This window comes from Cupriavidus sp. Agwp_2 (assembly GCF_040784895.1).
Taxonomy (GTDB): domain Bacteria; phylum Pseudomonadota; class Gammaproteobacteria; order Burkholderiales; family Burkholderiaceae; genus Cupriavidus.
The window spans coordinates 1,195,444-1,208,441 of sequence record NZ_CP088083.1; the positions used below are offsets into that span (position 1 = coordinate 1,195,444).

Genomic DNA, 12,998 nt, shown 5'->3' on the forward strand with positions numbered 1-12,998 from the left:
TGGGCGATATGGTACAGCACGGTGCCGCCGCCGATGTGCCGCGCCGATGTGCCGCGAACAGGGCGATGCGCGTGCCGGCCGCCGATCAGCGGAACACCAGCACCGGGATGTCGCTATGGGTCAGCACTTTCTGCGTTTCGCTGCCCAGCAGCAGCCCGCTCAGGCCCCTGCGCCCGTGCGATGCCATGAAGATGACATCGCAGCCCAGTTCCCTGGCGGCATGGATGATGCCCTGGTACGGTACCGAGGCGCTGGAGACGTGGCCGGTGCAGGGCACGCCGGCCAGCGCGGCCGCGCTCTCGACCTTGGCGAGTTCCTGGCGCGCCTCGGCTTCCACGCGCTGCTGGTACACCTCTCGCTTTTCGTGCGAGCTGTCGCTGGACAGCACATAGGGATAGCTCTCCACGCACATATAGGGCGTGAGCCGCGCCGCCGCGGTGCGGGCAAACTGGATGGCTGCGGAAACGGCCTTGTGCGAAAGCTCGGAGCCGTCGACGGGGAGCAGGATGTGCTTGAACATAACGTCCTTTTCAGGTGAGGGAGACGAGAGGGTTGGGGCGGCGTCCTGCGTTGCCGCCAGGAATCAGTTGGCCAGCGCGCGCCCGACGATCAGCGGATCGGCCTGGCCGATGGCGGTGGTGTCCCGGTTGGCATACGGAAAGCGCGACAGGATGAAGCGCAGCGCATTCAGCCGCGCGCGCTTCTTGCAATCGGAGCGGATCACGGTCCAGGGTGCGTCGGCGGTGTCGGTATGCGCGAACATCGCCTCCTTGGCGTGCGTGTATTCGTCCCATTTGTCGAGCGAAGCAATGTCGACCGGGCTGAGCTTCCACTGCTTGAGCGGGTGGATCTCGCGCTCGCGGAAGCGGCGGCGCTGCTCTTTCTGGCTGACCGAGAACCAGAACTTGAACAGGTGGATGCCGCTGCGCACCAGATGGCGCTCGAACTCAGGCGCCTGCTGCAGGAAGTCCTGGTACTCGCGCGGGGAGCAGAAGCCCATCACGTGCTCGACGCCGGCGCGGTTGTACCAGGAGCGGTCGAACAGCACGATTTCACCGGCGGCCGGCAGGTGCTGCACGTACCGCTGGAAATACCATTGGCCGCGTTCGGATTCCGTCGGCTTTTCCAGTGCCACGACGCGCGCGCCGCGCGGGTTCATGTGTTCCATGAAGCGTTTGATGGTGCCGCCCTTGCCGGCCGCGTCGCGGCCTTCGAACAGGATCAGCACGCGCTGCCCGGTCTCGCGCACCCAGGCCTGGAACTTGAGCAACTCGACCTGCAGGCGGTATTTCTGCTTTTCGTAATTGCGGCGCGACATCAGGTTCTGGTACGGGTAGGCGCCGTCGCGCCAGCCGGCCGCGAGTTCGTCGTCGGGATGGCGCCGGCGGCCCGCCTGCCAGGCACCGGGGTCGCCCTCCAGGATGAGGCTGCGCAGCTGCGCGGCCTCATCCGGAGCGAGTCCGTCGAGCAGCGTGCGCATGGCGTCGAGCATGCTGGCGCCCTGGCCGGCGCGGCTGGCGAGAATGTCCTGCATGCTGCTGGCGGCCACCTGCACGGCAGCGTCGACGGCGCCGCTGACTTCATTGCGCTCGGCGGACAGGGCAGTATTGGTCGGCAGTACATCGCCGCGTGCGGCAGGGCGGCTACGGGCCTGCGAAGGGGTGCGGGGGTTGGCGGCAGGCGTGTCGCGATCGGTCATCTGCGGTCCTCCGTTCAGGCCGCGCGCTGGCGGAGGATCCGGTAGAGCTGGTCCTTGATCTGCAGCTTTTCCTTCTTCAGCCGCTCGATCTCGAAGCCCGAGGACGGAACCAGTCCGGACTCCATGTTGTGGATCTCCTGGTCCAGCGCATTGTGGCGATGGAACAGGCGGGCGAAATGGGCGTCCTGCGTCTTCAGGAGCGAGATCTGGTCGCGGTATTCGGGAAACATGCGGGCTCTCCTCGGCTTGATCCGCGCGCACGGGGCGTGGCGCATGGATTCATTCTGGGGAGAGCAGGGCGGTGCGACCTTGACGCGGATCATGGTCGGCCGGGGCGGCGGGAAATATGCGACTAGTCTCTGCGCGCCGGCAAGCGCAGCAGCTGGAAAGCAAAACGCCCGCCGGGGCGCGGCGGGCGTTTGTGTTTGGCAATGCCCGTCAGGACATGCCGCGGACTCAGGCAGTGGCCGGCTTGGCGTTGTCGAGCGAGTACCGCGACAGCAGTCGCACCATCTGGGCAAAAGCCTTGGGGTTGCCTGCGAGGACTTCGCCTTGCTCCATCTGGCGCGGCTCGCCGTTGTAGTTGCCAACCAGGCCGCCCGATTCGGTGATCAGCAGCATGCCGGCGGCCATGTCCCACGGCTTCAGGCCGCTCTCGAAGAAGCCATCCAGGCGGCCGCAGGCGACATAGGCCAGGTCCAGCGCGGCAGCACCCGGGCGGCGCAGGCCAGCGCAGCTGCGCGTCATCAGCGCGAAGATCTCGAGGTATTCTTCCAGGCCTTCCATGTCGCGGAAGGGGAAGCCGGTGCCGATCAGGCAGTCGGCCAGCTTGTCGCGGCGGGTCACGCGGATGCGGCGGTTGTTCAGGAAGGCGCCGGCGCCCTTGCTGGCGGTGAACAGCTCGTCGCGGGTCGGGTCGTAGACCACCGCCTGCACGGGCGTGCCACGGTGCAGCTGGGCGATCGAGACCGCGAACTGCGGGAAGCCGTGGATGAAGTTGGTGGTGCCGTCGAGCGGGTCGATGACCCAGGTGTATTCGTGGGCGTCTTCGCCCTCGGCCCAGGACTGGCCGGACTCTTCCGCTAGAATGGCGTGTTCCGGGTAGGCGGTGCGGATGATCTCGATGATCGCGGCTTCGGCGGCGCGGTCGACCTCGGTAACGAAATCGTTGTGTTGCTTGCGCGAGACGCGCACCAGATCGACGTCGAGCGACGCGCGGTTGATGATGGATCCCGCCTTGCGGGCCGCCTTGACGGCGATATTGAGCATCGGATGCATGAATCTCTCCAGGCCGGCTCACGAGGAAGCGGCGGGGTGCTCATGGCACCGCGCGCCCGCTCATGGGCAGCTGACAACACAACGGATTGTAGAAGAACGTCGGCCCGTCGCCGGTCTTGTGCAAAATGTGCCGCGAAGATCTCGCGGGCGAGCAAAAACCTGGCGCCGTGCCAAAGAAGAATCCCGAATTGTATATGAACCCGGCAAATGATACGAGCCAGCCCGCTGGCCGGCCTGATGCGTCACCCACGGCCGGCGCCGATGCCTTCGGGCGCGTGCGTTTCGTGCTGGTCGAGACCAGCCACCCGGGCAACGTCGGCTCGGTGGCGCGCGCGATCAAGACCATGGGCTTCGGCAGCCTGGTGCTGGTCTCGCCGCGCGAGCCTGACGTGCTGCGGCACGCCGATGCCATCGCCATGGCCAGCGGCGCCGACGATGTGCTGGCCGGTGCCGTCATCGTCGACCAGATCGACGCGGCGCTGGCCGGCGCGGCATTGACCGTAGCCATGACCGCGCGCCAGCGCGAGTTTGGCCCGCCCCGGCTGCTGCCGCGCGCCGCGGCCGCGCGCGCCTGCCAGACGCTGGCGGGCAGCGGCGACATTGCCTTTGTCTTCGGCAACGAGCGCTACGGCTTGCCTAACGAAGCGGTCGAGCGTTGCATGGCGGTCACCCATATCCCCGCCAACCCCGCATACACTTCGCTCAACCTGGCGCAGGCGGTGCAGCTGGTCGCCTACGAGATGCGGCTGGCGCTGCTGGACGCTGCTCCCGCCGGCGCGGCGGCGCCGGACGCGGGCGCCAATATCGGCTATGCTGGTGAGCCCGCCACGGCCGAGCAGGTCGAGGCCATGTTCGGACACCTGCAGTCGGGCCTGGAGGCAATCGGCTTTCTCGATCCCGCCAATCCGCGCAAGCTGATGACGCGGCTGCGGCGGCTGCTGGCCCGCAGCGGCCTGGAGCGCGAGGAAGTGAACATCCTGCGCGGCATCGCCAAGCACATGCTGATGACGCAGCATCGGCCAGCGCCAGACCGGAAAGAGTAAGCGAGCAGAGGAGCAAGCACAGTGGCAGCAACCCGCGGCATTTCGAGGCTGGACGACGCAGGCGTACGCGGCAAGCGCGCACGCTGTCGGCCCGTCGCGGCGGGTTGGCGCGTGCCGGGGCGATGTTGATCGTCGCACTGCCGCTGCAAAATCCCTGACGGATCAAGGGCCAATGGCCGGCGCCAGAGCGCCGGCCGCAAATCACTTACACTCCCTGATCCCGTCTCCACCGGCCACCGACCTCGCCGGCGACCCTGCCCCAGGCGCAAGCCTTGCGTGGCGCGGCGCACGGCGCGGCAACACGACACGACCAAGATGTTCTCTCGCCTGAAGGAAGATATTGACACGATCATGCTGCGCGATCCCGCCGCGCGCAGCCGCCTGGAAGTCCTGACCTGCTACCCCGGCCTGCATGCCGTGGTTTTCCACCGCTTTGCACACGCATGCTGGAACACGGGCTTCCATTGGCTGGGACGCTGGATCTCGCACTGGTCGCGTTTTTTGACCGGCATCGAGATCCATCCGGCGGTGAAGCTGGGGCGCCGGGTGTTTATCGACCACGGCATGGGCGTGGTGATCGGGGAGACCGCCGAGATCGGCGATGACTGCACCATCTACCAGGGCGTGACGCTGGGCGGCACCTCGCTGTACAAGGGCCAGAAGCGGCACCCGACGCTGGGCGCGAACGTGGTGGTGAGCGCGGGCGCCAAGGTGCTGGGCGGATTCGTGGTGGGTGACGGCGCGCGCGTGGGCTCGAACGCGGTGGTGCTCAAGCCGGTGCCGCCTGGCGCGACCGCGGTGGGCATCCCGGCACGCATCATCCTGCCCGATGCGCCGGCGGCGCAGCAGGGCGCCAAGCAGGAGTTCTCGGCCTACGGCATCACGCCGAATGCGGACGATCCGGTGTCGCTGGCGCTCAAGAGCCTGATCGACAATGCCGCGCGCCAGCATGAGCGCATCGAGACCGTGCTGGCGGCGCTCGACCGGCTGGGCGAGCATCTGGAAAAAACGCCGAACGATCGCTTCGATGCGAGCGAGTTGCGCAAGCTGATGAAGTAAAAGGAAGAAGGCGGCCGGCAACGGCCGCTTTTTTTCTGAGGCGCGATCTCAGTCAGTCTGCGGCAGCAGCCGGAATCCGCCGCCGTCGAGCTGCAGCACGGCCGCGCGCGGATGGCGCCCGTCCAGGTCCCAGTCAGTCAGCACCCAGCGCACGCCGGCATCGTCTTCGTGGCGCGCCGGGCGATGGGTGTGGCCATGCACCATCAACCTCGCGCCGGCCATGCCAAGGAGTTCGGCCGCGGCAGCGGGCGCCACGTCGCCGTAGACCATCCGTACGCCATTGCCTGAGGCGGCCTGGCGTGCGCGGTTGCCTTCGCTGTCCGCGCGCAATTTCTGCGCGATCCCCAATCGCGTACGCAGCGGCAGCGCCAGGAACAGCCGCTGCACCCAGCGCTTGCGGGTCCAGCGGCGGAAACGGTTGTAGCGCTCGTCGTCGATGCACAGCATGTCACCGTGGCTGAGCACCACGCGCTGGCCGGAGCAATCGATCACCGTGGGGTCGGGCAGGAGCTTCGCGCCCGCGGCGGCAGCAAAGCGTGCGCCAAGCAGGAAGTCGCGGTTGCCGTGCATCAGGTAGACGGCAACACCGCGCGCGGCCAGCGCGCGCAGGGCGCCGGCCACGCGTTGTGCGAACGGCGAGTCGGTTTCCTCGTCGCCGATCCAGAATTCAAAGAAATCGCCCAGGATGAACAGCGTGCGCGCGTCGTGTGCCGCGCGCTCGAGCGCGCGCTCGAAGGCTGCCAGCGTGCGCGGCATGCCGGGCGTGAGATGGAGGTCTGAAATGAACCACGCCGGCGCCTGTACCTCGAAGGGACCGGCCACCGGCGTGCGGGGGATTGCGGTCATGCGCGGGGTCGGGAAGAAGATGCCGGCAGGGCCGGGCGCGCGTAACCGCAATCAGGGGGCATGGCTTGCTCGACGCTTTAGTCGGCGCGTTAGTCGACGATTACTCGACGATTACTCGACGACGGTAGCCTTCTCGATCACCACGTCTTCCAGCGGCACGTCCTGGTGGAAGCCCGAGCTGCCGGTGCGCACGCCCTTGATCTGGTCGACCACATCGGTGCCTTCCACCACCTTGCCGAACACGGCGTAGCCGAAGCCTTGCGGCGTCGGCGAGGTGAAGTTCAGGAAGTCGTTGTCGACCACGTTGATGAAGAACTGCGCGGTGGCCGAGTGGGGCGCGTTGGTGCGTGCCATGGCCACGGTGTAGCGGTCGTTCTTCAGGCCGTTGCCGGCTTCGTTCTCGATCGGCGCGTCGGTGCCCTTTTGCTTCATGCCGGGCTCGAAGCCGCCACCCTGGACCATGAAGTTCTTGATCACGCGGTGGAAGATGGTGTTGTCATAGTGGCCCTTGCGGACGTACGACAGGAAATTCTCGACCGATTTCGGCGCCTTCTCGGCGTCGAGTTCGATGACGATGACACCCTGGTTGGTTTGGAGTTGGACCTTGGACATGGTTTCCTCTGTACGGTGTGTTATTTGACGACAGTGGCCGACTCGATCACGATCGGCGAGGCCGGCACATTGCGCATGGGGCCGTAGGCCGTGGTCGGCACGGTCTTGATCTTGTCGATCGTGTCCATGCCTTCCACCACCTTGCCGAAGACTGCGTAGCCGTTGCCGTCCGGCTGCGGGTAGTCGAGATTCGGATTATCCACCACATTGACGAAGAACTGCGCGGTGGCCGAATCGGGGTTGCTGGTGCGCGCCATGGCCAGCGTGCCGGCCTTGTTCTTCAGGCCGCCGCGGGCTTCCAGCGGGATCGGCGCACGCGTGGGCTTTTCCTTCATGTCGCGGTCGAAGCCGCCGCCCTGCACCATGAAGCCGTTGATCACGCGGTGGAAGATGGTGCCGCTATAGAAGCCGCTCTTCACGTATTCCAGGAAGTTGGCCACGGTCTTGGGTGCCACGTCCGGGTACAGCTCGACCGTGAACTTGCCGGCGCTGGTGACGAACTGGACGCGCTCGGCAGCCTTTTGCTGCGCCAGCGCGCTGAACGACGACAACGCGAGGGCACCGGCGGTCAGCGCGGCGAGGGCGATGCGACGGGAACGGATCATGGATGGAACTCCGGTAAGTCGGGATTCAAACGGTCCGGGCGCATCGCGTCCGGACATTCTTGGCAGGGGCGTCAGTTGGCCGCCGGGGCGCTGGCCGGGGCCGGGCGCTGTGCCGGAGCCGGCTTGCGGGTGCCGGCCGGGGCAGCCGCGGGCCCGGTCGTGCCGGTCGTGCCCGTCGCCGCGGGCGTGCCGGTGGCTGCCTCCGGGCGCAACTGGCGCAGCCCGGCGCTGGCGCGGGTATCGGCCGGGTTGCGGCGCAGCGCCTCGGCATAGGACTGCTCGGCCAGGCGGCGGTAGACGTCGCCCAGGTTGGTGTAGGCAATGGCAAAGGCCGGTTTGACCTCGGTGGCCAGCAGCAGTTCGGCCTCGGCGCGCTTCAGGTCGCCGCGCTTGGCATAGAGCAGCGCCAGGTTGTTGTGGGGCTCTGGCAGTTCGGGGAAGTCCGCGGCCATTTCCGTGAAGGCCTGGATGGCGGCGTCCTCGCGCCCGGACTGCGCCAGCGCCCAGGCGCGCTGGAAGCGGGCCTGGGCATTGCGCGGATTGGCCGCGATCACGCGGTCGAAGCCCTTGATGGCCTCGTCATAGCGGCGCGCGTTGGCGGCCTGCTGGGCCTGGGTCATGCCGGGGTCGGTTGAACGGATGCCATCCACCGGCGACGTGGGCGCGGGCAGCGACAACGGTCCGTGCTGGGCCTGCGCGGGGCCGGCCAGCGCGGCGGCAAGCGCCAGGACGGCCGCGGCGGCCAGTGCCGGACGCGGGCGGAGCGGGCGTGCAAGGGCGGCGGGGGACGCGGCGGGGAGCGCGGCGATAGGCGAGGAGGGCAGCAGCAGGCTCATTGAAGACGGGTCCGTTATACTCGGCGGCATTCTAGCAAAGCGGCACGGCCGGCACTAAAGCCATGGCCCGGGCAAGCGTCGGCAAGCGCCGGCGGCCGCGGCAAATCCCCCGGCGCGCGGCCTACCGGCACATCGCCTTCCGGTAAGATATGGGGCGCGGCGGAATTGCGCCAGTGCCGCCTCCCCTGACCATTCACTTCGTTTCATGCAGCCTCTGAACATCTACAACACGCTCGCGCGTGAGAAGCAGCCATTCGTGCCCATCGAACCCGGCAAGGTCCGCATGTATGTCTGCGGCATGACGGTGTACGACTACTGCCACGTCGGCCACGCGCGCGTGATGGTGGTGTTCGACATGGTGCACCGCTGGCTGCGTGCCGCCGGCTACGAGGTGACATATGTACAGAACATTACGGATATCGACGACAAGATCATCCGCCGCGCCGCCGAGAACGGCGAAACCATCGGCGCGCTGACCACGCGCTTCATCCAGTACATGCACGAGGACGCCGCCGCGCTGGGCGTGATCCGTCCCGACCACGAGCCGCGCGCGACCGACTACGTGCCGCAGATGCTTGACATGATCGGCAAGCTGGAGGCGAGGGGGCTGGCCTACCAGGCCAGCGATGGCGACGTGAATTACTCGGTGCGCAAGTTTGACGGCTACGGCAAGTTGTCCGGCAAGTCGCTGGAAGACCTGCGCGCGGGCGAGCGCGTCAGTGCCAACGACGCCAAGCAGGACCCGCTCGACTTCGTGCTGTGGAAGTCCGCCAAGACCAGCGAGCCGCCCGAGACCAAGTGGGACTCTAAGTGGGGCAGCGGCCGCCCGGGCTGGCACATTGAATGCTCCGCCATGAGCTGCGCGCTGCTGGGCGAGCATTTCGACATCCATGGCGGCGGGGCGGATTTGCAGTTCCCGCACCATGAGAACGAGATCGCGCAATCGGAAGGGGCCAGCGGCAAGCCGTTCGTCAACATGTGGATGCACAACGGTTTCGTGCGCATCAACGACGAAAAAATGTCCAAGTCGCTCGGCAATTTCTTCACGATCCGCGAAGTGCTGAAGGCGTACGACGCCGAGGTCGTGCGCTTCTTCATCCTGCGCGCGCACTACCGCAGCCCGCTGAACTACAGCGACGCGCACCTGGACGACGCGCGCCATGCGCTGACGCGCCTGTACACCGCACTGAAGGACACGCAGCCCGGCGGCTGCGCGGTCGACTGGGAAGAGCCGCACGCGAAGCGCTTCGCCGAAGCCATGGGCGATGACTTCAACACGCCGATCGCGATGTCGGTGCTGTTCGACCTGGCCAGCGAGATCAACCGCACCGGCTCCACCGCCGCCGCGCGCCAGCTCAAGGGGCTGGCCGGCACGCTGGGGCTGCTCGAGCGCGATCCGCATACCTTCCTGCAGGGCGGCAAGTCCGAGGACGGCCCCGGCGCGGAAGAAATCGAAGCCAGCATCGCCGCGCGCAAGGCCGCCAAGGCCGAGCGCAACTTCGCCGAAGCCGACCGCATCCGCGCTGAACTGCTTGCCGCCGGCATCGTGCTGGAAGACAAGCCGGGTGGTGCGACCGAGTGGAGGCGTGCTTGAACGCTGCCGCGCGCAAGCCTGTCAACGCCGCCGTGCCGGCAGCAGCCGGCCGGTCGAAGGCGTCCGGCCCGCGTCCGGCCAAGGCAGGCGCCAGCGAGGCACCGCTGCCCGACGGCAAGTCGGCGGCCAAGTCCACGCGCAACGCCAAGGCAGTGCTGCCCGAGGCCGACGCGGTACCGCTGCAGGTCGAGACAGTCATCGACGCGGTCCGGCCCGCCTATTGGGACGAGGCCTGCGCCGACCTGATGAAGCGCGACCGCATCCTGCGCAAGATGATTCCGACCTACGGCCCCGCGCACCTGGTGTCGCGCGGCGATCCGTTCGTCACGCTGGCGCGCGCCGTGGTGGGCCAGCAGATCTCGGTCAAGGCGGCGCAGTCGGTATGGGAGCGCCTGCACGCGGCCTGCCCCAGGCTGACGCCGGCACAGTTCCTGCGGGCGGGCACCGAGAAGCTGGCCGGCTGCGGATTGTCCAAGCGCAAGGCGGAATACATGATCGACCTGGCCGACCACTTCAAGGCAGGCCGGGTGCACGTGACCGAATGGGCGCAGATGGACGACGAAGCGGTGATCGCGGAGCTGACGCAGATCCGCGGTATCGGCCGCTGGACGGCCGAGATGTTCCTGATGTTCAACCTGATGCGTCCCAACGTGCTGCCACTCGACGACATCGGCCTGATCAATGCAATTTCCGCCAACTATTTCAGCGGCGAACCGGTCACGCGCAGCGAGGCGCGCGAGGTGGCGGCCAACTGGGAGCCGTGGCGGACGGTGGCAACCTGGTATATGTGGCGTAGTCAGGACCCGTTGCCTGTGACGTACTAGGCATCGGAACAATAAAATTCAGAAGCAGGTGCATTGCAGGCTATCTGGCAGGCGCTAAGATAGCGGCCAAATTCCGGTAGAATGCGCCCCTTCACAGACAGGTACGTGTGATTTTATGAAAACCACCTTCCTGGATTTTGAGCAGCCCATTGCCGAACTCGAGGCAAAAATCGAAGAACTGCGCTTTGTGCAGGACGATTCGGCTGTCGATATTTCCGAAGAGATTTCGCGGCTGGCCGGCAAGAGCCAGCAGCTGACCAAAGACATCTATGCCAACCTGACCCCGTGGCAGGTTGCGCAAATCGCCCGCCACCCCCAGCGCCCCTACACGCTGGACTACGTGCGCGAGATCTTCACCGATTTCCACGAACTGCACGGCGACCGCACCTTTGCCGACGACCTGTCGATCGTCGGCGGGCTGGCCCGTTTCAACGGCCAGTCGTGCATGGTGATCGGCCACCAGAAGGGCCGTGACACGAAAGAGCGCGCCCTGCGCAATTTCGGCATGCCCAAGCCCGAGGGCTACCGCAAGGCCAAGCGCCTGATGGAACTGGCCGACAAGTTCGGCCTGCCGATCTTCACCTTCGTCGATACCCCGGGCGCGTTCCCCGGCATCGACGCGGAGGAGCGCGGCCAGTCGGAAGCCATCGGCCACAACCTGTACGTGATGGCCGGCCTGAAGGTACCCCTGATCGCCACCATCATCGGTGAAGGCGGTTCGGGCGGCGCGCTGGCGATCGCCGTGGGCGATGTGGTGCAGATGCTGCAATTCGCCACCTACGCCGTGATCTCGCCGGAAGGCTGCGCCTCGATCCTGTGGAAGACCGCCGAAAAGGCACCGGAAGCCGCCGAGGCGCTGGGCCTGACCGCGCACCGCCTGAAGGCGCTGGGCCTGATCGACAAGATCGTCAACGAGCCGCTGGGCGGCGCGCACCGCGATCACAAGGCCATGGCGGCGCTGCTCAAGCGCACGCTGGCCGAGTCGCTGCGCCAGTTCCAGGGCATGAGCATGAAGGAACTGCAGGCGCGCCGCTACGAGCGCCTGCTGGCCTATGGCAAGTTCAAGGAAACCGGCGCCCAGGAGTGATCCGTCCGCCCGGCTGACCGACAAGGTCGCACAGGCCCTGCAGGGCGGTGCGGCCTTTGTTGTTTCTGGGAGCGGCGCGCCGGTGATCGCGGTGGCGCTGTCGGGCGGGCGCGATTCGGTTGCGCTGCTGCATGCCGCGTGCGTCGCCACGCAGGGCACGGCGGCGCGCGTGGTGGCGCTGCACGTGCATCACGGCCTGCAGGCTGCTGCCGACGAGTGGGACCGCTTCTGCGAGGCATTGTGCGAGCAGTGGCAGGTTGGTTATTTCGTACGCCGGGTCGCGGTGCAGCCGGCGGCGGGCGAGGGCGTGGAGGCCGCCGCGCGCCGGGCGCGCTATGCCGCGCTGGCGGCGATGTGCGCCGACAGCGGGGCACGGCTGCTGCTGTTCGCGCATCACCAGGATGACCAGGTCGAGACCGTGCTGCTGCGGCTGTTCCGCGGCGCAGGCGTGGCCGGCATGGCCGGCATGCCTGCAATGCGCGCGCTTGATGCGCACGGCGGCGTGATGCTGTTGCGGCCTTGGCTGGACGTGAGCCGCGACGAGATCGATGCCTACTGCGCCGCTAATGCGCTGCGCTGGATCGACGATCCTTCCAATGCTGACGCGCGCTATGCGCGCAACGCCCTGCGCGCGCATTTGCCCGCGCTGGTATCGGCCTTTCCCGCGCTGCGCGCCAACGTGGTCCAGGCAGCGGCGCATTTCGCGCAGGCCAGCGAACTGATCGACCAGCTTGCCGCTGCTGCCCTGGCGCAGCTGGCGCGTCACGGGCGCGATGCCGATACGCTGGCCGAACTCGACCTTGCCGGTTTGCGCGCGTTGCCCGCGGCGCAGGCCGATGCGGTGTTGCGGCTATGGCTGCGCGACCTCGGCACGCGCGCGCCATCGACCGCGCGGCTCGCGGCGATGCGCGCGCAACTGGTCGCGCACGAGGGTGGCGAGCCCGCCATTGCCCATGACGGCCTGGTGCTGCGCCGATTCCGCGACCGCGTGCTGGCCTGCACGCCGCCGCCTGCGCAACCTCCCGAAGCGGTATTGCTCGACTGGCGCGGCGAAGCCCGCATCGTCGTGCCCGCGTGGCGCGGCGAACTGCGCTTCTTCCGCGACGACAGCTTCGGCGTGCCGGAAGCCGTGTTGCGGCAACCGCTGCGGCTGGCGCCGCGTGCCGGCGGCGAACGCCTGGTGCTGCGCCCCGGCGGCCCTGCGCGCGCGCTCAAGCAGGCCTGCCAGGAGGCTGGCATTCCCGCCTGGCGCCGGGCGTGGCTGCCGCTGCTGTGGGCAGGCGACACCCTTGTGCTTGCCGCCGGACTCGGCATGCACCGCCGCTGGCCGGCCGACACGGCAGCGCCGCGCTGGTGTGTCGAATGGCATGCACAGCCACCGCAAGTGCCGGGCGCGCCGCGCTGAGCGTCATCGCCGTCACCGCGATCCGCCGCGTGGATCACATCGAGAAGCCCGCAACCTCGGCTGCGCCTTGCCTGATAAGCCTTGTTCGTGTATTTTCAACGGCTTTGCAC

Annotated in this window: 14 protein-coding genes; 6 read left to right on the top strand and 8 right to left on the bottom strand. The window is 67.5% G+C overall.

Translation table 11 applies throughout. The annotated features are described in order from the left end of the window. Nucleotides 1-85: 85 nt before the first annotated feature. From LPA45_RS05575 to LPA45_RS05590, 4 genes are all read right to left on the bottom strand, one after another. On the bottom strand, nucleotides 86-520 hold the full coding sequence (locus LPA45_RS05575) for a universal stress protein (protein WP_116317662.1): 435 nt from the start codon (nucleotides 518-520) through the stop codon (nucleotides 86-88). A 63-nt stretch (nucleotides 521-583) separates the two neighbouring features. After that, complete coding sequence (gene ppk2, locus LPA45_RS05580; protein WP_317924561.1) at nucleotides 584-1,699, bottom strand: polyphosphate kinase 2; 1,116 nt, start codon at nucleotides 1,697-1,699, stop codon at nucleotides 584-586. Nucleotides 1,700-1,713: 14 nt separating this feature from the next. After that, nucleotides 1,714-1,929, bottom strand: a complete 216-nt coding sequence (locus LPA45_RS05585; protein ID WP_116317664.1) for a YdcH family protein — start codon at nucleotides 1,927-1,929, stop codon at nucleotides 1,714-1,716. 226 nt (nucleotides 1,930-2,155) lie between these two features. Then, on the bottom strand, nucleotides 2,156-2,977 hold the full coding sequence (locus tag LPA45_RS05590; RefSeq protein WP_116317665.1) for an inositol monophosphatase family protein: 822 nt from the start codon (nucleotides 2,975-2,977) through the stop codon (nucleotides 2,156-2,158). A 125-nt stretch (nucleotides 2,978-3,102) separates the two neighbouring features. Here LPA45_RS05590 and LPA45_RS05595 point away from each other — a divergent pair, with 125 nt between their 5' ends. Both LPA45_RS05595 and cysE read left to right on the top strand, forming a co-directional pair. After that, nucleotides 3,103-4,020: an RNA methyltransferase gene (locus tag LPA45_RS05595; protein WP_376790633.1), complete on the top strand. Its 918-nt coding sequence runs from the start codon at nucleotides 3,103-3,105 to the stop codon at nucleotides 4,018-4,020. Nucleotides 4,021-4,335: 315 nt separating this feature from the next. Continuing rightward, on the top strand, nucleotides 4,336-5,079 hold the full coding sequence (cysE, locus tag LPA45_RS05600) for a serine O-acetyltransferase (RefSeq protein ID WP_116317871.1): 744 nt from the start codon (nucleotides 4,336-4,338) through the stop codon (nucleotides 5,077-5,079). 48 nt (nucleotides 5,080-5,127) lie between these two features. Here the strand turns inward: cysE and LPA45_RS05605 are convergent, their stop codons facing one another. The 4 genes from LPA45_RS05605 to LPA45_RS05620 form a co-directional block, all read right to left on the bottom strand. After that, a complete protein-coding gene (locus LPA45_RS05605; protein WP_317924566.1) occupies nucleotides 5,128-5,925 on the bottom strand; it encodes a UDP-2,3-diacylglucosamine diphosphatase in 798 nt (265 codons plus the stop codon). A gap of 111 nt (nucleotides 5,926-6,036) precedes the next feature. Continuing rightward, nucleotides 6,037-6,537, bottom strand: coding sequence for a peptidylprolyl isomerase (locus LPA45_RS05610; protein ID WP_116317667.1), 501 nt, complete (start codon nucleotides 6,535-6,537; stop codon nucleotides 6,037-6,039). Between the two features lie 20 nt (nucleotides 6,538-6,557). Beyond that, a complete protein-coding gene (locus LPA45_RS05615) occupies nucleotides 6,558-7,142 on the bottom strand; it encodes a peptidylprolyl isomerase (protein WP_317924569.1) in 585 nt (194 codons plus the stop codon). Between the two features lie 71 nt (nucleotides 7,143-7,213). Beyond that, nucleotides 7,214-7,978, bottom strand: coding sequence for a tetratricopeptide repeat protein (locus LPA45_RS05620; protein WP_317924570.1), 765 nt, complete (start codon nucleotides 7,976-7,978; stop codon nucleotides 7,214-7,216). A 205-nt stretch (nucleotides 7,979-8,183) separates the two neighbouring features. On the opposite strand from LPA45_RS05620, the gene cysS reads away from it, so the two are divergent. The 4 genes from cysS to tilS all read left to right on the top strand — a co-directional run bounded on the left by cysS (nucleotide 8,184) and on the right by tilS (nucleotide 12,888). Beyond that, nucleotides 8,184-9,572: a cysteine--tRNA ligase gene (cysS, locus tag LPA45_RS05625; RefSeq protein WP_116317670.1), complete on the top strand. Its 1,389-nt coding sequence runs from the start codon at nucleotides 8,184-8,186 to the stop codon at nucleotides 9,570-9,572. Beyond that, on the top strand, nucleotides 9,569-10,396 hold the full coding sequence (locus LPA45_RS05630; RefSeq protein WP_317924571.1) for a DNA-3-methyladenine glycosylase: 828 nt from the start codon (nucleotides 9,569-9,571) through the stop codon (nucleotides 10,394-10,396). The genes cysS and LPA45_RS05630 overlap by 4 nt, the downstream gene beginning before the upstream one ends. A gap of 115 nt (nucleotides 10,397-10,511) precedes the next feature. Continuing rightward, the gene (locus LPA45_RS05635; protein WP_116317672.1) at nucleotides 10,512-11,483 is read left to right on the top strand and encodes an acetyl-CoA carboxylase carboxyltransferase subunit alpha; all 972 of its coding nucleotides are present in this window, start codon (nucleotides 10,512-10,514) and stop codon (nucleotides 11,481-11,483) included. Continuing rightward, on the top strand, nucleotides 11,449-12,888 hold the full coding sequence (tilS, locus tag LPA45_RS05640) for a tRNA lysidine(34) synthetase TilS (RefSeq protein ID WP_367394974.1): 1,440 nt from the start codon (nucleotides 11,449-11,451) through the stop codon (nucleotides 12,886-12,888). Before LPA45_RS05635 ends, tilS begins: the two co-directional genes overlap by 35 nt. Nucleotides 12,889-12,998: the final 110 nt, after the last annotated feature.